The 20,823-nt window shown below is 48.1% G+C and carries 23 protein-coding genes; 16 read left to right on the top strand and 7 right to left on the bottom strand.

The genetic code is table 11. The features are described from left to right. The first annotated feature begins 301 nt into the window (after positions 1 to 301). From EXY25_RS11810 to EXY25_RS11790, 5 genes are all read left to right on the top strand, one after another. The gene (locus EXY25_RS11810; RefSeq protein WP_165419343.1) at positions 302 to 889 is read left to right on the top strand and encodes a DUF4893 domain-containing protein; all 588 of its coding nucleotides are present in this window, start codon (positions 302 to 304) and stop codon (positions 887 to 889) included. A gap of 258 nt (positions 890 to 1,147) precedes the next feature. Further along, positions 1,148 to 1,702, top strand: coding sequence for a GbsR/MarR family transcriptional regulator (locus tag EXY25_RS11805; RefSeq protein ID WP_114337687.1), 555 nt, complete (start codon positions 1,148 to 1,150; stop codon positions 1,700 to 1,702). Positions 1,703 to 1,769: 67 nt separating this feature from the next. After that, entirely contained in the window at positions 1,770 to 3,146 is a 1,377-nt protein-coding gene (locus EXY25_RS11800; protein WP_130566922.1) for a cytochrome ubiquinol oxidase subunit I, read from the top strand. Beyond that, positions 3,143 to 4,141 (top strand): cytochrome d ubiquinol oxidase subunit II, encoded by a 999-nt coding sequence (locus tag EXY25_RS11795; protein WP_130566921.1) that lies wholly within the window; start codon positions 3,143 to 3,145, stop codon positions 4,139 to 4,141. The genes EXY25_RS11800 and EXY25_RS11795 overlap by 4 nt, the downstream gene beginning before the upstream one ends. 288 nt (positions 4,142 to 4,429) lie before the next feature. Further along, entirely contained in the window at positions 4,430 to 5,005 is a 576-nt protein-coding gene (locus EXY25_RS11790; RefSeq protein ID WP_114337684.1) for a PEP-CTERM sorting domain-containing protein, read from the top strand. An 83-nt stretch (positions 5,006 to 5,088) separates the two neighbouring features. Here EXY25_RS11790 and EXY25_RS11785 read toward each other — a convergent pair whose 3' ends face one another. From EXY25_RS11785 to EXY25_RS11775, 3 genes are all read right to left on the bottom strand, one after another. Next, positions 5,089 to 5,364 carry a hypothetical protein gene (locus EXY25_RS11785; protein WP_114337683.1) on the bottom strand — a complete coding sequence of 92 codons (276 nt, stop codon included), beginning with the start codon at positions 5,362 to 5,364 and terminating at the stop codon, positions 5,089 to 5,091. 161 nt (positions 5,365 to 5,525) lie between these two features. Further along, positions 5,526 to 6,389, bottom strand: coding sequence for a sulfurtransferase (locus EXY25_RS11780; RefSeq protein ID WP_130566920.1), 864 nt, complete (start codon positions 6,387 to 6,389; stop codon positions 5,526 to 5,528). A gap of 27 nt (positions 6,390 to 6,416) precedes the next feature. Beyond that, positions 6,417 to 7,085: a TetR/AcrR family transcriptional regulator gene (locus EXY25_RS11775; protein ID WP_114337681.1), complete on the bottom strand. Its 669-nt coding sequence runs from the start codon at positions 7,083 to 7,085 to the stop codon at positions 6,417 to 6,419. Positions 7,086 to 7,236: 151 nt separating this feature from the next. Here EXY25_RS11775 and rfaD point away from each other — a divergent pair, with 151 nt between their 5' ends. The 3 genes from rfaD to EXY25_RS11760 are packed head-to-tail and all read left to right on the top strand — an operon-like array spanning position 7,237 to position 10,033. Then, complete coding sequence (gene rfaD / locus EXY25_RS11770) at positions 7,237 to 8,178, top strand: ADP-glyceromanno-heptose 6-epimerase (protein ID WP_114337680.1); 942 nt, start codon at positions 7,237 to 7,239, stop codon at positions 8,176 to 8,178. Positions 8,179 to 8,201: 23 nt separating this feature from the next. Beyond that, positions 8,202 to 9,272, top strand: coding sequence for a lipopolysaccharide heptosyltransferase II (waaF, locus tag EXY25_RS11765; protein ID WP_130566919.1), 1,071 nt, complete (start codon positions 8,202 to 8,204; stop codon positions 9,270 to 9,272). Then, positions 9,269 to 10,033 (top strand): glycosyltransferase family 2 protein, encoded by a 765-nt coding sequence (locus EXY25_RS11760; RefSeq protein WP_130566918.1) that lies wholly within the window; start codon positions 9,269 to 9,271, stop codon positions 10,031 to 10,033. Before waaF ends, EXY25_RS11760 begins: the two co-directional genes overlap by 4 nt. Before the next feature lie 277 nt (positions 10,034 to 10,310). Here EXY25_RS11760 and EXY25_RS11755 read toward each other — a convergent pair whose 3' ends face one another. Continuing rightward, positions 10,311 to 11,408 carry a glycosyltransferase family 4 protein gene (locus EXY25_RS11755; RefSeq protein ID WP_130566917.1) on the bottom strand — a complete coding sequence of 366 codons (1,098 nt, stop codon included), beginning with the start codon at positions 11,406 to 11,408 and terminating at the stop codon, positions 10,311 to 10,313. A 154-nt stretch (positions 11,409 to 11,562) separates the two neighbouring features. Here EXY25_RS11755 and EXY25_RS11750 point away from each other — a divergent pair, with 154 nt between their 5' ends. The 8 genes from EXY25_RS11750 (at position 11,563) to EXY25_RS11715 (ending at position 19,007) form a co-directional block, all read left to right on the top strand. Further along, positions 11,563 to 11,946 (top strand): HAD hydrolase family protein, encoded by a 384-nt coding sequence (locus EXY25_RS11750; RefSeq protein ID WP_114337676.1) that lies wholly within the window; start codon positions 11,563 to 11,565, stop codon positions 11,944 to 11,946. After that, complete coding sequence (locus EXY25_RS11745) at positions 11,937 to 13,535, top strand: phosphotransferase (protein WP_114337675.1); 1,599 nt, start codon at positions 11,937 to 11,939, stop codon at positions 13,533 to 13,535. Before EXY25_RS11750 ends, EXY25_RS11745 begins: the two co-directional genes overlap by 10 nt. Next, positions 13,536 to 14,258 (top strand): glycosyltransferase family 2 protein, encoded by a 723-nt coding sequence (locus EXY25_RS11740; protein WP_130566916.1) that lies wholly within the window; start codon positions 13,536 to 13,538, stop codon positions 14,256 to 14,258. It begins immediately after the preceding gene. A 14-nt stretch (positions 14,259 to 14,272) separates the two neighbouring features. Beyond that, positions 14,273 to 15,280, top strand: coding sequence for a WavE lipopolysaccharide synthesis family protein (locus tag EXY25_RS11735; protein WP_130566915.1), 1,008 nt, complete (start codon positions 14,273 to 14,275; stop codon positions 15,278 to 15,280). After that, complete coding sequence (locus EXY25_RS11730) at positions 15,270 to 16,337, top strand: glycosyltransferase family 4 protein (protein WP_130566914.1); 1,068 nt, start codon at positions 15,270 to 15,272, stop codon at positions 16,335 to 16,337. Before EXY25_RS11735 ends, EXY25_RS11730 begins: the two co-directional genes overlap by 11 nt. A gap of 268 nt (positions 16,338 to 16,605) precedes the next feature. Continuing rightward, positions 16,606 to 17,709 carry a glycosyltransferase family 4 protein gene (locus tag EXY25_RS11725; RefSeq protein WP_165419342.1) on the top strand — a complete coding sequence of 368 codons (1,104 nt, stop codon included), beginning with the start codon at positions 16,606 to 16,608 and terminating at the stop codon, positions 17,707 to 17,709. A 55-nt stretch (positions 17,710 to 17,764) separates the two neighbouring features. Next, positions 17,765 to 18,259 (top strand): pantetheine-phosphate adenylyltransferase, encoded by a 495-nt coding sequence (coaD, locus tag EXY25_RS11720; protein ID WP_114337670.1) that lies wholly within the window; start codon positions 17,765 to 17,767, stop codon positions 18,257 to 18,259. A 34-nt stretch (positions 18,260 to 18,293) separates the two neighbouring features. Then, positions 18,294 to 19,007, top strand: coding sequence for a protein kinase family protein (locus tag EXY25_RS11715; RefSeq protein WP_114337669.1), 714 nt, complete (start codon positions 18,294 to 18,296; stop codon positions 19,005 to 19,007). Between the two features lie 42 nt (positions 19,008 to 19,049). Here the strand turns inward: EXY25_RS11715 and mutM are convergent, their stop codons facing one another. The 3 genes from mutM to rpmG all read right to left on the bottom strand — a co-directional run bounded on the left by mutM (position 19,050) and on the right by rpmG (position 20,822). Further along, entirely contained in the window at positions 19,050 to 19,862 is an 813-nt protein-coding gene (gene mutM / locus EXY25_RS11710) for a bifunctional DNA-formamidopyrimidine glycosylase/DNA-(apurinic or apyrimidinic site) lyase (protein WP_130566980.1), read from the bottom strand. Further along, on the bottom strand, positions 19,855 to 20,355 hold the full coding sequence (locus EXY25_RS11705) for a hypothetical protein (protein ID WP_130566912.1): 501 nt from the start codon (positions 20,353 to 20,355) through the stop codon (positions 19,855 to 19,857). The genes mutM and EXY25_RS11705 overlap by 8 nt, the downstream gene beginning before the upstream one ends. A 296-nt stretch (positions 20,356 to 20,651) precedes the next feature. Further along, the gene (gene rpmG, locus EXY25_RS11700) at positions 20,652 to 20,822 is read right to left on the bottom strand and encodes a 50S ribosomal protein L33 (RefSeq protein WP_114337667.1); all 171 of its coding nucleotides are present in this window, start codon (positions 20,820 to 20,822) and stop codon (positions 20,652 to 20,654) included. Position 20,823: the final 1 nt, after the last annotated feature.

The following is a 20,823-nucleotide window of genomic DNA, read 5'->3' as shown; positions in this document are numbered from 1 at the left end:
GTCTGGCTTCGACCACAATAACCACGACCGAAACGACATTACGCGTTTCACCTTTATGCTGCTAGGCATGAGGCATTTAAACCAAGATCAAGCACGCCTGCATGGCCAATACTTCCGATAGATGCAACATCAGCGATCTTACCGGCATCCTTGAAGTGATTGATAATCATTTTAATTAAGTATAATCATAGAGTTATTGGCAAAAAATCAAGATAGTATGTATCCAATTTTGTCTTTATAATCCGGTTCCATCCTACGTAAAAGACCTCTACTTGAGTCCACCCAGTAAAAGGAAGTTATTGTGGAAATTAAGAACATCGTCTGTGCATGTGCACTGTTAATCTCCTTCGCTGTCCATGCCGATAATGAATGGCGAAGCTATGCTCAAGAAAATGACAGTGTCAAAATTGACAACATATTTGCCAACATTGATTTCGCTAATACGCAAAAATTCAGTGAGTTCATGCAAGAGTATGACGAGCTAGCTCGCATAAAAACCTTACTTGCACAGCCGAACCTCCCCATTAACGCTGAAGGACTACTTGGCGACTGGCGTTGCCGCTCAATTCAGGTCGATAACTCAGGCATATACAGTTATCGCTACTTCAATTGCAAAATAAGCCAGACCGAACAAAACCAACTCTTATTCGAAAAGCTCAGTGGCTCACAAAAGAAGACGGGTTATTTGTTTCAGGACAGCAGCACTGACTGGGTTTTTCTCGGTGGTGCCAGTGTTAATGATGAACCCCAACTCCACTACAGTGGTATATCTAGCGAAAGTAATCGCGAATACGACGTCATTGGTAAGCTTGTCCAAAAGAAAGACAAGCTTGTCATCGCTTTCGATGCTGACAACTCAAGTTACGAACTCTACGAGCTGATTCGTTAATCGGGCAGACCGCGAAGTAAGTTACGTAGTGCAGCGGCGCACACTTGTGAGCCGCTGCTACACATTCCGATAAAGTGAAATACTAGCCACGCCCCCATACTCTATCAAAAACCCACCTTTCGACGAAATTAGCCGCACAAAAGCCGAAGATGTCCGCACATTTTTGATCTCTCATTGTTGAGACTCTTTTTCAATCTTGATCCAAGTCAATTTTCATATATAATTTTCAGAAATTTCTGAAAATTGAGAAACCCCAGTATGAAGATGAGCCCGATGATCGAATCTCTGGTACTGCACTTCGGCGAGATGGGCAGTCGCTGGGGCTTCAACCGCACCGTAGGGCAGATGCTGGCACTGATTGTTCTTAGCGAAAGTCCGCTCAACGCAGATCAGATGCGCGAGGCGCTCAATGTCTCCCGAGGTAATGTCAGTATGGGATTAAAGGAGTTGGTGTCCTGGCGTCTCATTTTGCTTCGCCATATCCCCGGTGACCGCAAAGAGTATTACTGCGCCGCAGGCTCCATCTGGGATATGGCAAATACCGTGTTCGAAGAGCGCCGTAAACGCGAAATAGACCCGACACTGTCACTGCTGCGCAATAACATCATGGATGACACCAGCAAAGAGGCGCCGGAACTGTTTGCCCAACAGCGTGTTTCCGAGATCCATGATCTGCTTGAAACCATTACGCAGTGGAGCAGCGAACTGCAGCGACTCAGCCCTGAAAAACTCAACACGCTGATGCGCTTAGGTGTCGGCGTGAGCAAAGTACTCGATATTTCAGACAAATTTAAACGCACTAAAACCGACTAACTCTAGGGTTACTGTTTTTACTTTATCCAAGCCATTTTAGGCTTTCTAACCATGATGGGGCACTCTTATGATTGAGACGCTGATGCTTTCACGGATCCAGTTTGCGGCCAATATCAGCTTTCATATTCTCTTTCCCAGCATCACCATTGCGTTGTGCTGGCTACTGATGTATTTCAAAATCCGCTTCGACTTCTCACAAGATCCCGTATGGATGCGCGCCTATCGCTTTTGGGTCAAGGTATTTGCCCTGAGCTTTGCTCTCGGTGTGGTCAGCGGCATCACCATGAGCTTCCAGTTCGGTACCAACTGGCCCGGGTTTATGGAGAAAGTAGGCAATATTGCTGGGCCACTGCTGGGTTACGAAGTGCTTACTGCTTTTTTCCTTGAAGCCACTTTCCTCGGCATCATGCTATTTGGCATCAACCGAGTGCCGCCTTGGCTGCATACCACGGCAACCGCACTGGTCGCCTTAGGTACCACCATGTCAGCCTTCTGGATCATCGCATTGAATTCATGGATGCAAACACCGGTTGGCTTTGAGATGCGAGATGGCGTTGCCCATGCCGTCGATTGGTGGGCCATCATCTTTAACCCCTCATTCCCCTACCGGTTGGTTCACGTGTTACTGGCTTCAGGCCTAACTGCTTCGTTCTTAATGGCAGGAATATCGGCATATCGCATCCTCAAAGGCGATGACAAGCGTGGCCCAAGACTCACACTTAAAACCAGTCTGATTTTTGCAGCGATACTCGCGCCAACACAAGCGTTGGTCGGTGACTTCCACGGCTTAAACACCCTTGAACATCAACCGCAAAAGATCGCTGCCATGGAAGGGGTATGGCACACAGAAAAAGGCGCGCCGTTATTGTTGTTTGCGATCCCAGATGAAGAAAACAGAACCAACCACTTTGAGATCGGTATTCCGAAGATGGCGAGCTTCATTCTTACCCACGATCTGGAGGGTGAAATTAAAGGCTTGAATGAGTTTCCAGGAGAGCACCCGCCCGTCGCGCCCGTATTCTACTCGTTTAGGATCATGGTTGGCGTCGGTATGTTAATGATTGCAGCAGCATGGCTAGGCGTTTGGCAATTAGCGCGTAAAAAAGAGCTGTCACCTTGGCTGCTGAAAGGCCTGGTATTAATGACCTTTGCTGGCTGGGTGGCCACGTTAGCGGGCTGGTATGTCACTGAGATTGGCCGCCAACCTTACTTGGTCAGCGGCGTTCTCACCACAGCCGAAGCGGTTACAACGGTACCGCCATCAAAAGTATGGTTCAGTTTCACCCTATATATGATCACCTACGTAGTACTACTGGTGGCCTATATCCGAACCCTGTTCCTGATGGCGCGCCGCGCCGTTGAAATCGAAGAGATCACCCCGGAAGAAAACCCGAATTTCCACCAGCTAGACCAAAATCTGGCAACGTCAGGAGAAAAAGCATGATCCCTGCAGATTGGTTACCCGTCATCTTCGTTGGCCTGATGGGGCTTGCGGTACTTATCTATGCCATGTTGGATGGTTACGACCTTGGTGTCGGCATCATGCTGCCGTTGGATAACGAAACTCAGGCGGACAGCATGATCGCTTCCATTGGGCCATTTTGGGATGCGAATGAAACCTGGCTGGTACTGGCTATCGGCCTACTCTTGATCGCATTCCCACAAGCCCATTCGGTGGTACTAAGGGAGTTATATATTCCAGCAGCCATTATGTTGATCGGCCTGATCATGCGCGGTGTGGCTTTTGACTTTAGAGCCAAGGTCGCCGTTGCCAATAAGCCTATATGGGATAAGAGCTTTAAACTAGGCTCACTGATCACTGCGCTGGCACAAGGCTATATGCTGGGTATGTATGTGATGGGCTTTGAACAGAGCATCACCGCCTACCTGTTTAGTGGCCTTGCCGCATTTGGTGTGGCCGCCGCCTACTGCTATATCGGCGCGGCTTGGCTGGTGATGAAAACCAGTGACGAATTACAACTCAGAGCCGCTCGCTGGGCACGACGCGCCGGATGGATCTGCTTCGCGGGTGTTGCCGCCGTGTGTGCCATGAATCCCTTGGTGAACCCTGAGATATTAGCCCGCTGGCTAAGCTTCCCCAATGCGCTATTTGTTTGGGCAATACCGGTGGTTTGCTTTGCCCTGTTCGCCATTATCGATCAGGTGCTAAAACGCTTCCCGCTGCCGGATGACAAAGGTTGTTGGCTGCCATTTGTTGGCGCCATGTTTATCTTCCTGTTCTGTTTTAGTGGCCTTGGGTACAGTTTCTTCCCCTATATTGTGCCGGGACAAATGACGATTTGGGAATCGGCAAGTGCACCAGAATCACTGCAATTCATTCTCTGGGGAGCCATTGTCGTTGTTCCTGTCATTTTGCTTTACACGATATTTTCCTACCGCGTGTTTTGGGGCAAGGTACAAGATCTCAAGTACTACTAATTAATCTACCCATACAGCCCGCTAGCCGCGGGCTGTTACGTATCATATAGAGATCCGAACAAACTATTTCGAACTCACATATTTAGCTAATTCCTGCCATAACTCACATAATAGCCCCTGTCGGATCTGTCTATTTTTTTAACAAATACATAAAATTAAAACTAACAAGTTCATAAAACAGCCAAAAGAACCCACTGAATACATGGGTTTTACCTAACAGGCACAGTTCTTGCTGATACCGCTACCAATATAAAATATTTAATCTTTAATTTTAAGGAAGCACTCAGTATGAAAAAGCTCTTGATAGCCACTGCGCTATTTGCAGCTAGCAGTCTGCAAAACGCATTTGCATTCCCCATCGCCGACACGGGCGACGGTTTAAAAGTCATTGTTGGCGAAACCGGCTCTGTGGTCGCCACTTACCTCGGTAACTCAGCCGATTACAGCAACGATCTGTATCTGATGTTGGATGATTTCGGTAATCCAGGCGATGACGGCGACCTGAGCAACGATATGTTTATTTTCAATAATCATACATCGCCAGTTAACTCTACCGTCGACTTGGGTATCTTTAATGCGGGTGCAGAGCTGATCTTCCGTCTGTTTGTCAATGACACCGGCTTTAACTACTTCACCGGTCCCGAAGATCGTAACCCAGACAATCGTTTCCATGCGCGAGTTGAACAGGATTGGCAGCCAGATGAAACCTTAGTCAGTTTTGAAGATCTGTACGGCGGTCCGTTCGATTTCAATGACCTCAGCTTTGCATTTACCAACACCCGAACTGAAGTACCTGCACCAGCGACCCTGGCACTGGTAGGTTTGGGCTTACTGGGTTTTGCAGGTGCTCGTCGCCGTAAGTAACCAGGCTCAAGCTGCGTAATCAAAGCCCCGTATTCGCCGGGGCTTTTTCATCTCAGACTAACTCTCATACCAACGAGCAGTATTCACTTACGACGAGCAGCCTGTTTACCTGCGATTTGCCACACAAATAATGCGCCGTCTCGCGCATCTTCGATATGGTCCACGGTGACGTGGCAAAATCCCAACGGCTGCAAAGTCTCTTTATTTCGCCCTATCGCGGCAGAAACCCGGTAAACAGGAAAGTCATCCCCGCTACGCACAGCAATAATAAGGCCCTCTTTTCGCTTAATAATAAGCGGCGTACCTTCGGCCCGTTCAAAGTTGGGGCCAGTAATGTGTTTGATGCGTTCAACGAGCAATGGCGGAACCTAGCTAACAAAAGGAGATGTTCTTAGCATAGTTTAATGAACTGAGGCCAACAGAGAAGTGTTAGCCCGCAATTTTGATTTAAATGAACAGAGGAAAATAACAAAACACCCAGTCTGGAACCAAGACGGTTCCATCTATAACCAATAAGTGCTCAGTCTGACACCACTGGCAACTCCGCACTTGCGCCCCATTCACTCCAAGAACCGTCGTAAATAGAGAGGTTCTGATAGCCAAGAACCTCCGCCACCAGCGCCAGAATGCACGCGGTCACCCCAGAGCCACAGCTAAAGATATACCGTTCAGCATTCCCCACCTGCTTGGCAAATAACGCTGCTAACTCTGCTTGCGGCTTTAAACAACCGTCGGTATCCAACAGCGACGCATACGGCAGATTCACGGCATTGGGCATATGACCACTGCGCATGCCTGCTCGTGGTTCGGGCGCAGTACCAGAGAAGCGTTCAGCCCCTCGGGCATCCACCACTTTTATCCCTGATTGTTGTAACGCTGCCAACACCTCATTGGCAGCGCAAAATAGCTTGGGTTGCGGTTTGGCAGTGAAATCCCCAGGGCAAAATGTTGCCTTTAATGGATAGTGATCCGTCGGCAACCCCACGCGCTTCCACGCAGGTAAACCACCGTCTAAAACCGAAACATGCTTATGCCCCATGGCGCGGAACATCCACCAGGCGCGTGCAGCAGAAAACAGCCCGAGGGTGTCGTAGACGACGATATGACTGTCGTCATTAACCCCCAGCGCGCGCACTTGCGCCTGAAACTGTTCAGCACTGGGCATCATATGGGGTAATGGATTTGAGCTATCACAGATCTCGGTATCAAAATTGAAATAACGGGCATTAGCGATACGCTCTGTCGGTTGATACGCAGCCCTTCCCTGAGGCGTAGGCATCAACATGGTCGCGTCCAATAGAATAAGGCTAGCTTCGGAGATCCGCTTGGCTAATCCAGCCGCGCTAATCAATGGGGATTTATCGCTCATGGTTAGACTAGACATCGGACACTCCTTGGCAAAGCTAATAGATTAAGGGAACACCACTTTTTCCGCTTCCTGCCGGATGTCGGCCAACTTGCGATAGTGTTTTTGCAAGCGCTCCAAGGATGGCAGGTACTCTTCTGCAAAATAGGGTTTGAGAATAAACAACACCTTTAAAACGCCATGATAAATAGTGGCTTTGGTGATCTGTTCCTCTGGGGCTTGCGTGGTTTGGTAGCTGATCCAGAAGGTGACGACGATCTTTACCGTATGGGCCAAGTCTTCAAGATCTTGCTCTTCGACATTCAGTGCCCCCGCTTGCTTCAGCATCGACAAAATCGCGATCACCCGCTGCGCCAATTTTTCCTGTAACGGCAGGTATTGGATCTGCAATTCAGGATCACGACTCAACAGCTCAGGCAGATTGCTGTAGAAGAAGCGAAAACGCCACATGCTCTCGAAGATCTCATCGAGGTAGGTCATCATCACTTCAAGCGAAACATTGCCATCATCACGGGGCTGAAAACTACGACCTATATGTGCGACATATTCTTTAAATATGCGGCGAATGATGTCTTCTTTATTCCTAAAATGGTAATAAAGGTTGCCAGGGCTAATACCTAAGTGCGCTGCTATATGATTGGTAGTCATGGCGCGCTCGCCATGCTTATTGAACAATTCAAGACTAGCTTGAATGATACGGTCTTTAGTTTTCATTCTTTTGGATCGCCGTTAGCGTGTTTACATCCCTGAACATCGTCCGTTCGGCTAAACTACCGACGGCAGACTTATTTTCCTCTGGAGCGGCACTTGAGGCAAAATAGATAGTCATAATCCTGATTTAGTTAACAGTTTGGCGGAACAACAGATGATTATTGTCACAGGTGGCGCAGGTTTTATCGGTAGTAACCTGGTAAAAAGCCTCAATCAAGCAGGTTACCAAGATATTCTCGTGGTCGACGATCTGGAAGATGGCACCAAGTTTACCAACTTGGTGGACTGCGAGATCGCTGATTATATGGATAAAGATGAGTTCCTCGGCATGATCGTCTCCGGCGAGAACTTCGGTGATGTGGAAGCGGTTTTCCATGAGGGTGCGTGCTCAGCCACTACCGAGTGGAATGGTAAATTCATGATGGATGTGAACTACCAGTATTCTAAAGATCTACTGCATTACTGCCTTGAGCGACGTATCCCGTTCCTCTATGCCTCGTCGGCATCAGTCTATGGTATGGGGCCGGTCTTCAAAGAGGACCGCGCCAATGAAAAGCCGCTCAATGTTTACGGCTACTCCAAGTTTCTGTTTGACCAATACGTGCGCCAGTTGTTACCGGAGATTGATAGCCAGGTAATTGGCTTCCGCTATTTCAATGTCTATGGCCCGAGAGAGCAGCACAAAGCCAGTATGGCCAGTGTGGCCTTCCACCTGAACAATCAGGTGCTCGCTGGCGAGAATCCGAAACTGTTTGAAGGCTGTGATGGCTATGGTGACGGTGGGCAAACCCGTGATTTCGTTTATGTCAGCGATGTCTGCGACGTCAATTTATGGTGCTGGAAAGAACAAGCGCCCTCCGGCATCTACAACTTGGGTACCGGTGCCGCAGAGCCATTTCAGGCGGTTGCCGAAGCGGTCATCAATTACCATGGTCAAGGCAAAGTGGAATACATCCCTTTCCCCGCACACCTCAAAGGTCGCTATCAAAGCTTTACCGAAGCCGATATGGGACTGTTACGCTCCATCGGTTATAACAAACCATTTAAAACCGTCGCCCAAGGCGTAGCTGAATATCTGGCCTGGTTGAATAAATAAGTTCGCGGAGAACGCAGAAAAGCATGAAATATCTTGTAGTTGGCCCAGCATGGGTCGGTGACATGGTGATGGCCCAAAGCTTGTTTAAGCAGCTGCAACAGGATGATGCCGAAGCCATCATTGATGTGGTCGCCCCGACGTTTTCTTTGCCTATTTTGCAACGAATGCCTGAGGTCAACGACACCATAGACCTGCCATTTGGTCATGGCGAATTCGCGTTCTCGGGACGACGTGCTCTGGGTAAAAGCCTGAGGGAACGCAACTATGATAAAGCGATTATTTTGCCCCGTTCATTCAAATCGGCTCTGGTTCCCTATTACGCAGAGATCCCTGTCCGGGTAGGTTTCGGTGGCGAGCTGAGAAGCTGGCTTCTCACTGATGTCAGAAAGCGCAAGCCGACTGTGGTTGATGGCAAAATCAATGATATGACAGTGAAACGCTTCTTATCATTGGGGCTGACTCCGGAACAAGCCGCAACAGAGAACTATCAGATACTACCACCAGCGTTGGAGACCAACACTGAGAATCGCTTTGCATTAATGAACCAACATGAGCTGTCCACCGAACGGCCGATAGTTTGTATCTGCCCTGGCGCAGAATATGGCCCGGCCAAGCAGTGGCCAGTGGAATATCACGCCGAACTGGCACGGCAATTGGTCGCCAAAGGCTACCAGGTTTGGGTATTAGGCTCGCCCAAAGAGATGGCCGCTGCCGAACAGATAGCCCCGGCCGGCCTGCCACATCTATACAATTTTTGTGGCAAAACTAAACTGGCCGATACCATTGATCTATTCAGCATGGCTGATGCTGTGGTCAGCCACGATTCAGGCTTAATGCATGTGGCTGCAGCGACAGGGGTTTTTACTGTCGCCATTTATGGCTCCTCTAGCCCGGAATTCACACCACCGCTAAGTGAGAACAAACAGATAATCTATCTGGGGATCGATTGCTCACCCTGCTTCAAGAAAACCTGCCCACTGGGGCATTACAACTGCCTAAAAGATATCTCGGTTGAACAGGTTCTCAATACAATCTGTCATTCCGAGCCGCAGCCTTCAGAAATCGAATCGACACATGGTAAGACTGAACAATGAGTGAGCGAGCAACGCTAGCTGTCGCGATGATCACCAAAAATGCTGGCCCTCGCTTTGCAGAAGCTCTAGCAAGTGTTAGTTGGGCCGATCAGGTTGTGATCCTAGATAGCGGCAGCACCGATGACACGCTTGAAATAGCGAAAGCTGCTGGAGCAGTCGTCCACGCCAGTAAGGCATGGCCTGGGTTTGGACCACAACGACAAGCAGCCCAAAAATTGGTAACCTGCGATTGGCTGTTATGGTTGGATAGTGATGAAGTTGTGACAAAAGAACTTCAACACTCAATCAATCAGTTATTGACCAATGCAGATCCAAATTACGCATACAGCATCAATCGTCTAACCGATTTTTTTGGACGTTTCATTCGTCATAGCGGCTGGTATCCAGATCGTGTTGTGCGACTCTACGCCACCAACCGTTTTCACTACGATGACGCGTTAGTGCATGAAAAGGTATTGGTAAGTAAAGATAAAGTGCGCCCACTATCGGGGGATCTGCTGCACTATACCGCTGATGACTTTCATGACTATATGGCCAAATCGCTGCGGTACTCGAATGACTGGGCCAAGCAAAAACATGCTAAAGGAAAGCGAACCACGGTGGTGGGCATACTGGGCCACAGTCTGGCGAGTTTTCTAAAGAAGTATCTGATCCAACGCGGCTTTCTCGATGGCAAACACGGCCTACTACTCGCATTTCAATCCAGTCACTATGTGTTCAATAAGTATTTGGCTCTGTGGATATTGAATCGTCAAGATTAATAACTTGTTGCTCTCTAGCAAATTGATGCCCAGCGACTATTGGTGTTAAAGAATCCTCGAGACACGACAGCAACATGAGTTGTTGAAAGAGGGGTTTAATGGCACGCCACTGAGCAGGATCTGAGACCTTATCTTCTCGCCAACAAAGGCATGTACAGCCGGTGATGGCGTTAGCTATGGTCACGACTGCCACCCCCTGCTCCAATCTGGCATCGATATGAAACATACCCACCTCACCCAAACGCAAATGATTCCCATTTACATTTAAGCGTTGGTTTTATGCTTTGTCAATCAGCTTTTCGAAATACTCTTTGGTCTGAAGAGCGGCCAGATCGGTATGAAAATGTTCAGTAATACGCTGCTTGGCGCGGATCCCCATCTGCTTACAGAACGTTGGATCATGCCATAACTTTGCGATGGCATCAGCCAATGCTTGACTATCACCGGGGGGCACAACTAATCCACTATCACCATCAACAACCAGCTCCGCACTACCGCCAGTATCGGCGACGACAGGCGCTACTTCATAAACCATGGCCTCAATCACTGTCTTCGGTAGCCCTTCCCTTTTAGTCGAAGGCAATGCCGATACATTACACGCTGCAATTATCGCAGGTGCGTCTCTGCGAAAACCCGCCAGATGTATCCTGTCAGCCATCGGACTAGCATCAATCAGCTGTCTTACTTCCGGCGTATCCATCCCCCCGCCCACCAACAGAATATGAATATCACTGTTTTCTGGTAGCTTATGTGTCGCCTCAATTAGCACAGGCAACCCTTTACGCGGACGAGCATTAGCCACACAGCCCACCACAAAAGCATCTGCCGGGATGTTGAATTCCGCCAGATCTACCGGCTTGTCCTGATACCAGTCCAAGCTGTGCCCTTTATAAACAGTAACCACTTTATCATCAGCGACATACGCATACTGACGAAGGTCGTCGCGCACCGCATTTGCCACACAAATAATGCCGTCCAAACGAGGATGAAGATGAGTTAAGTAACAAGTGGGATCATAGCGATAAATGTTCCCAGTCTGGCCTCGGTAACTTACCATTTTGGCGGGTAAGCCAATGGCAGCAAACAATGCGTTGGTAATCGCCTTGTTGTTAAACATATACACAGCATCGTAACCACCAAGTTTGAGCTCCGAACGAATGCGTTTAATCGCGCTCCACTGAAATTTCTTGGTCGGGTGGTAGTCGATAATCTTAACGCCATGCTCTCTAAAGCGCGGTACGTATTCAGCATCACCTTGCGTCATCAAAGTCACATCAACACCAAGTTTAGCCATACCAATGAAGATCTCGGCTTCAGGCCGCACACTGTTCCAAGTGTCTTTATAAGAACTGATAATGAGCAGCTTTAATGCCATAGTGAGGAGCCCTTTTGATGCGTTTTATCATACCTTGGCAACGCCAAGTTGTGGCATTATAACGCTTTCTAAACGTCAACTAGGCATTTTTAACTTAGACTTTAGCTAACGCTGGGATCATTGGTTTGCCCTGGCTGTCTAATATGAGGATTGTATGAAGCGTATCGTTATTGATTTAGATGGCACCATCACTTCTGCTGAAACCAGTGACTATAAAAATGTCTCACCGAACGCGGCAGTAGTAAACAAGCTAAAGCAGTATCGAGAACAAGGCTTCGAAATTGTCATCCATACCGCACGCAACATGCGTACTTACGAAGGCAACGTCGGCAAAATTAACGTGCACACCCTGCCCATCATTCTGGAATGGTTAGAACGACATAACGTGCCTTACGACGAAGTCATTGTAGGTAAGCCCTGGTGCGGGTTTGACGGTTTCTATGTTGACGATAAATCGATTCGCCCATCGGAGTTTGCCAAGCTGACTGAGCAAGAGATCCATCAACTGCTGGAAGAAGAAAAGAACGCATGTTCCTAATCACCTCCGCAGCCTACATAGGGCAAGAGTTTTCATCTGAATTTGGCCGTTTGCCTCCCGCATTCTTGCCTGTAGGCAATCGTCGACTCTACCGCTATCAACGCGAAGTACTGCCGGCCAATGAACGTATTGTCCTTTCTCTACCGGAAGCGTTTGAACTACCCGAGTATGACCGCCGGATCCTAGAACAACTGAATATTGAACCACTGTTTTTACCCGAGGGATTAAGCCTCGGCGAGTCGGTAATATGCGCGTTGAACTTACTAGGCCATGCCAACGGCCCAATTCGTATTCTTCATGGTGATACGCTGATATATGATCTCCCCACCGAAGCTGAGGATATCATCACCCTAAGCCCAGTTGATGATAATTATGCGTGGGCTATTTATGACAGTGAGCAAACGCCTCCGCTCAGTCAGTTACAAGAAAGCGATCTAGTCACTAGGCGGGCGGAGTCTGTCGTCAATGGCTACTTCTCATTCTCGGATGCCCGCTTATTGATTCAATCCATCACCCGTGCGCGTGGCAATTTTATTGATGGCATTAACCGCTATGCGGCTGCCAAACCATTAAAGCCACTTGAATGCCAAGAATGGTTTGATTTTGGCCACTTGCACACCTACTACCGCTCGAAAACACACGTATCCACCACCCGCGTGTTTAATCAGATGGCGATCGAGAACGGTGTAGTACAAAAACGCAGTCATAAACGTCAAAAGATGCGTGCCGAAGCCCATTGGTTCGCCAGTTTACCGACCGAATTGAAACGCTTTACCCCCAATTACCTTGGCGCTTTAGACGATGATGAGCAGCCAGGGTACGCCATTGAATATCTGTACCTCACCAGCCTTAACGAGATGTGGGTATTTGGCAATCTGCCCGCCTTTGTTTGGCGGCGTATCGGCACAGCCTGCTTAGACTTTTTTATGCAGTGCCGTCAGCATGTCGCTCCTGAAGACACAGAAATAGCGCCAGCAAAGCTCTTTGGTGACAAAACGACCGAGCGCTTAGCTTTGTTTGCTAAAGAAAACAGAATCGATCTTAACCACCCTTGGCATTTAAACGGCAAACCGCTCCCTAACTTAAATCAGATAGCAGCAAACGCCCTTGACGCTATCCCAGCTGCTAGCAGTGGCACTATCGTTCACGGCGACCTCTGCTTTAGCAATATCTTATATGACTTCCGTAGCCAGCAAATCAAAGTGATCGACCCTCGAGGGCTAGATAACAAAGACAACCTAACCGTTTACGGCAATCCCGATTATGACCTGGCCAAATTTGCCCATTCTGTGGTGGGTCGTTACGACTTTATTATCGCTGGCTACTACCAGCTGACACAGGATGGTTACTCGCTTGAGTTCAACCTGCCCACGACAGAGACCCATGACCAAGTAGAAGCGTTGTTCTTAACCCGCAGTGCACAAGGACTAGGTCGCAACGAGCAGCAATTATTGGCGATGCAAGTACACCTGTTTCTTTCGATGTTGCCACTCCACAATGATGATGAACGGCGACAGATGGCTTTGCTGGCGAATGCCCTGCGCCTTTATCAACGCTTACAAGCACTATCGCTTGCGGAGACAAAATAGATGATTGTGATACCGATGGCGGGGCTGAGCTCCCGCTTTTTTAAAGCCGGTTATACGCAGCCCAAATACATGCTGCCAGGCCACGGAAAGCCGTTATTTGATCATGCCGTTGAAAGCTTTAATCACTATTTTCAGCAACAGCCTTTTCTATTCATTTGCCGCAGTGATTACGATACGCCCGCATTTATCGCAGAGCGCTGTAACGCACTTGGTATTGCGGATTGGCGATGTATTGTTTTGGACAGAGAAACCCGTGGCCAAGCAGAAACCGTTGCTTTGGGCCTGAAAGAGGCAGGAATATCATCAGGCGAAATCACCATCTTTAATATTGACACATTCCGTCCTGACTTCCGCTTTCCCGACTTCATTGGAGAAGTGGATGGCTATCTCGAGGTTTTTCAAGGCGACGGCGACAACTGGTCCTACGCTCGCCCTGCTGCGCCAGATAGTTTAAAAGTCGTTGAGACAGCGGAGAAAAAGCCGATCTCAGACCTATGCAGCGATGGGCTTTATTATTTCGCCAACGCAGCAGACTTTCTGTCAGCGTTTACAGCCGAAGCAACTAGCCCCGCATCCTCGTTAAAGAATGGCGAGCTATATGTCGCACCGTTATATAACCGATTGATCACCCAGAATAAACTGATCCAATATCAGCTCATTGAACGTCAACAAGTGATCTTTTGCGGTGTACCTGCGGAATACGATGAGTTTTTGGCCAAATAACAAGTGATAACTAAATGACCATCGCAAACCAAGATATCACAGTGGTTGTTCAGGGGCCGGTACAAGCCTCTCCTGACCGTAATATGGACGAAGGGATCACCGTACGTTCTCTAGCTAGCGTGCGTAAGCATCTACCTGGCGCGCACATCCTGTTATCCACTTGGAAAGGACAGCCCACAGAAGGTCTGGATTTTGATGAGTTACTATTGAATGACGATCCGGGGCCAAACATCAATCGTTATCGTGCCGATGGCAGTGCTGATAAAACCAATAACAATCGCCAACTTGTTTCCACCCTTAATGGCTTAAAGCAGGTGAAAACCCGTTACGCGATGAAGTTACGTTCAGATAACTTTCTCACCAGCGATGCTTGCAAGAAGCTACAGCAGAAATTTCCGAAGCGCGCTGATGAATGCTGTTTCTTGAAAGAGCGCGTCGTAGTGAACAATACTTTTACCCGAGATTACGCAAAAGGGTTACCGGTCGTGTTCCATGCCTGCGACTTCTTTTACTTTGGTCTGACCGAAGACTTGCTAGCGCTCTGGGATATACCTTGGTTTGATGATTTGCCCTACGACGAATCACGCAAAGGCCAAGAGCAACATGACGGCTACCCCTATTTTATGCCTGATTGCACACAAAAGTTTTGGCTCAAAGCATTGCAGCGATTTGACCCATCAATCCAAATTAAACACCTGCATGACTACAGCCCCAAATCAAAGCGCCAATCAGATCTGTGTTACGCCAACAACCTCATCATCGGCGAGCCGGAAGTGGTTGGTTTAGGATTGAATACAAAATTTAGCGGCAGTGAACGAGCGAACCGCATTGGTAGCATCATCACCTACATACATCATTTGGCTTGGCAACGCCTGTACAAGAAATATTGTGATCCTAGCCACCACATTCCCGGTAATACTGCGGACTGGATAAGAACAAAATGCTTACGAGGCGCACTCTTATCCAGCAAATGGTTGGAAGGTAAATGGCGATTAAAAAAGAAGCTCAATAATGCTAAATAATAACGGTCTGGATCAACCTCATGCTGCCGGCCCGCATATCTGCCACGTCAATTTAGCCCGAGGCTTTAGCGGCGGCGAGCAGCAAACGTTTAATTTAGTGCAAGCACTAAAGCAACATGGCATACAGCAATCCGTTGTACTATTAAAAGGGTCTCCATTACTTCCGATGTTTGAAGCCATCGGTATTCCGGTTCACGAAGTCAGACATCATCTTTTCTCTTGTATCCCACCCCGTGGCATAAGACCTACGCTGTTTCATGCCCATGATGGCAAGGCCGCCTACTGGTGTGCGATACAAGCCAGATTACTTAACCTTCCCTATATCATTACTCGGCGAGTCGACAATCCAGTAAAGAAACAATGGATAGCCAAAAAAATATACAAAAAAGCAGCTGTCGTTGCTTGTTTGAGTCGTGCGATCGCTAAGCAGGTAAAGATCCTTGATAAGAACATACACACCACCATCATTCCCAGCGGTTATTCTGGTTTTGCTGCGCAACCTGATGCCGTTCAACAGATCAAAAATAGATACCCAAACAAAATTCTGATCGCCCAAATTGGCAAGTTACTGCACCACAAGGGCTATCACGTCACGATTGAAGTGGCGCGCCAATGCGAAGCCTCTCACCCTCAGTATCAGTTTTTATTTCTTGGCAGTGGCCCAGATGAATTGATGTTAAAAAAGCAAGCTGAAGGGCTGACCAACATCGACTTTCTTGGTCATCAAACAGACATCGGCAGTTATCTGTCCGCGGTTGATATCCTGCTTTTCCCTTCGCTATCAGAAGGGCTGGGTTCAACCATCCTTGAAGCATGGCAGCATGGTACTCCAGTTATCGGCAGTGACGCAGGAGGCATTCCGGATCTGATTACTGATGAAGAGACAGGCAAATTAGTCGCCCCCGGTGATGCCTTACAACTTCAACAGGCATTAATCACACTGATCGAAGACGAGCAGAAGCGCAATCAGTATTGCGAAAACGCATTAGAACGTCTTGCTGAATATTCTCCCGAAAGCATTGCAGCGCGTTATTACACTCTTTATAAGGAATTGTAATACCTATATACCAAATAATATCTGTCCTACGCCGGAACTTTAATCACTCACAAGACCCTATGAACTATATGTGATTTAGCGCACAAAAATGGTCCGGTGTAATAGATATGTTTTTCCTAAGAAGTATTGCTTATTTTGCTTTAAGCGAGTGGATTGCAGCGTCTAAGAAGTTAGTTGTTGCCAAGCCTGTTCTGAGCCCAACAATTCATCCGAACTCCCCCATGTTAAGCAACATATGCGGGACTTACGACGAAAAGGTGGCCACAAAATGAGCACACATGCAGCAATTCACCAAGCTAAAGTTATCGGTTTCGTTAACACATGCACCAGCTGGGGCGGGGGCGAAAAGTGGCACTTTGAGACAGCGCAGTTCTGCCACAATCAGGGATACTCGGTCATCTTTTTCTGTCGCCCGGGGAGTGAGATCGAATCACGACTGATAAAGGCCAACATACCGACGCGCCCTTTAACCATCAGCAATCTTAGCTTTCTAAACCTGACAAAGATGGTACTTCTTGCCCGTCAGTTTAAGCATTTAGGCATCACAACCCTGCTACTAAACACGCCGGCAGATACCAAGTTAGCAGCCCCTGCTGCAGCGATGGCAGGTGTTAGTAATATTATCTTCCGCCGAGGAATGCCCCATCGCATAAAACGCAATTGGCTAAACTGCTACCTGTTTGAACGTTGCATTCATCGCGTTATCGCTAACTCAGAAGCGGTAAAAGCAAGTCTCAGTGACCGCTGTGGTGGCATAGTTCCTGACCGAAACATCACAGTGGTTGAAAACGGTGTCAAATTAGATACTACGATGATTGATGCGCCGCCAATTTACGCAAAGCAAGCCCGCGAAATTGTGCTCAGTACCGCCGGGCGGATGGTCAAACAAAAAAATCAGCTGGCGCTCTTAGCCATGGCCGAAAAACTAAAAATGAAAGGCATCAATTTTGTTCTGCTGATCGCTGGAGCCGGCGAGTTAAAACAAAAACTAACAGAGGAAGTACTTCAACGAGGCTTAAATGACTGTGTGCGGTTTACCGGTTTTGTTACGCAGATGCCGTTACTGTTTAAGAGTACCGATATCTTTGTCTTCCCCTCTCTCTACGAAGGTTGTCCGAATACCCTGATTGAAGCCGCGGCAGCGAGCAAAGCCATCGTCGCTTACGATATCCCTCCCCACAGAGAGCTCTTACCTGACGATAAATATGGTCGACTAGTGCCTCTAAATGACATTGATGGCTTAGTCTCAGCAGTCAGTGAATTGGCAAGCTCTGCCGAGATACGTGAAAAAATGGGATGGATGGCAAAGTTAAGGGTTTCAACTCACTACAATCTCGATAAAGCGCGAAAGAAACTACTGGCATTGATTTGATTCATTCTCCAGCAAAGCTATCATTGCCTCATTCTCGTTTTCTGGAACTAACTGAATGACAACTCGCGTTATTTATCCGGGTACCTTCGATCCGATTACTAACGGCCACACCGATCTGATTGAGCGCGCGGCTAAGCTGTTTGACGAGATTATCGTTGGCATTGCAGAAAGCCCCAGTAAAAGCCCATGGTTTTCGCTGGGTGAGCGGATAAAAATGGCAGAGCAAGCCACCCAACATCTGCAGAATAAAGTACGAGTGGTTGGCTTTTCAGGCTTGCTGGTCAACTTCGCCAAAGATCACGATGCCACAGTGATGATCCGAGGCTTACGTGCCGTGTCCGATTTTGAATATGAATTTCAGCTCGCCAATATGAACCGCCGACTGATGCCAGGGTTAGAAAGCGTCTTTCTTACACCATCAGAATCCAACTCATTTATCTCATCCACATTAGTACGAGAAGTGGCGCTTCACGGTGGCGACGTAGAGCAATTTGTTCACCCAGAGGTGGGACAGGCACTAATGCGCCTAGTCTCTGAAAAGCAGTCATAACTCCGTCTTTGAAAACACAGAAAGAAGATTAACATTGAGTAACCCGACTTCTCAGCTCGACTTTAAGCAGTTTTATCAGCGCATCAAACAAGGTGAGGCAACGATATTAGTTGATCAGCCCTTTCTCAGCGGTCGGCGCTTCACAATGAAACTTGATGATGCCGAACGAAGCTATGTGGCGAAGCTTTTTACCTACGACAAAGATATGGAGTTGACCGAAAGTCGCCCGTGGGAGCATGAGGAAAATATTCTGCGAGCAATGAGCGGCGTTATCGCCCCCAAAACCTTTGGCTTTGAAAGCTGGCAAGAGGGGGACCAAACGGTCTTTTTATACCTTAGAGAATACCTTGAGGGTGATGAGCTAACATCGGTAGGCACCGACCAAATACCCGCCATGGCTAAATATTTGGCAAGTTTACATCAACAAGGTATCACCAGTAACGACCCCTATATCTATAATTTCATCACCATCGATGGCACGCCGCTGATCATTGATTTCGGTAAAGCAACTCAGCAAGCAGTAAACTCCAGCAAACATCATTACCTCGTAGGACGTGAACTGTTTAAGCTGTACCGAGGAACGCTGGGTTACGACGCCAAGTTAATGGAACAGTTTTGGCAGAGTTACTTCGCTCAATTTGAAAAGCAAAGCTGGTACCGGCAGGCACTGCTAAAATTCTCCGTCAGCCTGCACTCTTTGCGGCAGATGATTCGAAATATTGGCCGCAAACGCCCTGCTCGCTCATAACCCAAATTAGAGGTGAAATCTGCAGTGTGAGGTAACCATTCACTAACGCTGACATATAGCGCAGTACACAGTGCTGCGCTGCCCCAATTTAATCTCTTTCAGTGCAGCACCACAATTGGGGCAAGGCTGTCCCCCTTTGCCATACACTTTCAGTTCCTGAACAAAATAGCCCGGTTTGCCATCACTTTGAGCAAAATCCTTTAGCGTTGTACCGCCCTGCTGAATGGCGCGCGCCAGTACCGATTTGATCTCCTCGGTCAATAATTGGTAGCGGGCAAGCGAGATCTTACCGGCTGCAGTCTTGGGATTTATCCTGGCGGCAAACAAGGCTTCATTGGCGTAGATATTCCCCACGCCCACCACATTGTGATTATCCATAATAAATGTCTTCACAGCGCTCTTACGGCCACGGCTACGACCATAGAGTACATTGGCATCAAATTGTTTAGTTAATGGCTCAGGGCCCAATTTAGACAGCAATGGATGCGCTAAGGGTGTAGCGCCTCCCCACAGGAAAGCACCGAAGCGCCGGGGATCAGTCAGCCGTAACATTTTACCGCTACAGAGGTGGATCTGGATATGGTCGTGCTTATCAGCCACAGTAGCTGAATCAATCACCCGTAATCGCCCAGACATGCCCAGATGGAGTATCGCGCTGCCGATCGCGGTATCAATAAGAAGATACTTTGCACGACGACGAACCGCTATGATTGTCTGCCCCTCCAGCTGATTAACTTCATCTGGCACCGGCCAACGCAAGCGCTTGTCACGCACCTCCACGCGCGTGATCTGCTTTCCCGTAAGAAAAGGGGTTATCCCCTGTCGACTCACCTCAACTTCAGGTAACTCAGGCATCATTTGCTCTCATTTGGCGTAGAGGCATGGGGGCAATAAAACGTATCGTCAGATCTGACAGCTCCCCCACTTGCTCACCTAAGCGGACAAACCAGCGCTGCTTAAATTGACGCAGCAAAATAACTCGAGGGACAGCTTCCCCTGCCAAAGTAATACGAACCACCATATCGGGTTCAGTAAGGAGCTCACTGGCAGATGGCATCTCTTCTTCACTCAAAGGTAATGCCGTCAATCCCAACCACTGCTGTACCAGGCGCCCCGCCTCTTGTTCTGGCATCAAGTTCGCCGGAGAAACACGCCAGCCTTGACCAATCAGCTCCAGCTGGCCTGCTGGATAATCCAAAGTCAGGATAATAGCCTCAGCTGGAATAAGTTCTAAACGGGTATTGGCGTCACCAGATAACCACCGTTTGTGAGTGACATTAAACAGCAGGATCATTGCCAAACAGGCAAAGATCAAAATGTTGTTCCACTGCCTTCTGGTTAAGGCCATATCCAGTGTCCATTTTTGGCTAATACACAAATCAATATGCTAACACTAACCTTAGATAAGAGCATTGCAAGAGAGTCTGGAATTGAAGAGCCTAGGGAGTGAAGAACAAGGTAAAAGAAAAACGCTCAAGCCCCAACGGTAACAAGGCCGTAGTTCCTGTACATCGACGCTCTTGTGCATTAGCACACCCCACGCAGTGCCTTGGGTGCCATGCACCCGCGTCATACCGTACTTCCTGTACATAACAAAAAGCCCGGCACTAGGCCGGGCTTTTCACTAAGCAAAACAAGTAAGATCTATTTGATCTTAGCTTCTTTATACATCACGTGCTGACGTACAACAGGATCAAATTTCTTGATCTCCATCTTTTCAGGCATGGTGCGCTTATTTTTAGTGGTCGTGTAGAAGTGACCGGTACCGGCTGATGAGTTCAGACGGATTTTCTCACGAACGCCTTTCTTCGCCATG

The sequence above is a fragment of the Corallincola spongiicola genome, from assembly GCF_004284785.1.
Classification (GTDB): domain Bacteria; phylum Pseudomonadota; class Gammaproteobacteria; order Enterobacterales; family Neiellaceae; genus Corallincola; species Corallincola holothuriorum.
The sequence above is the reverse complement of the archived record's forward strand: the minus strand, read 5'-3'. Positions and strand labels throughout refer to the sequence as shown.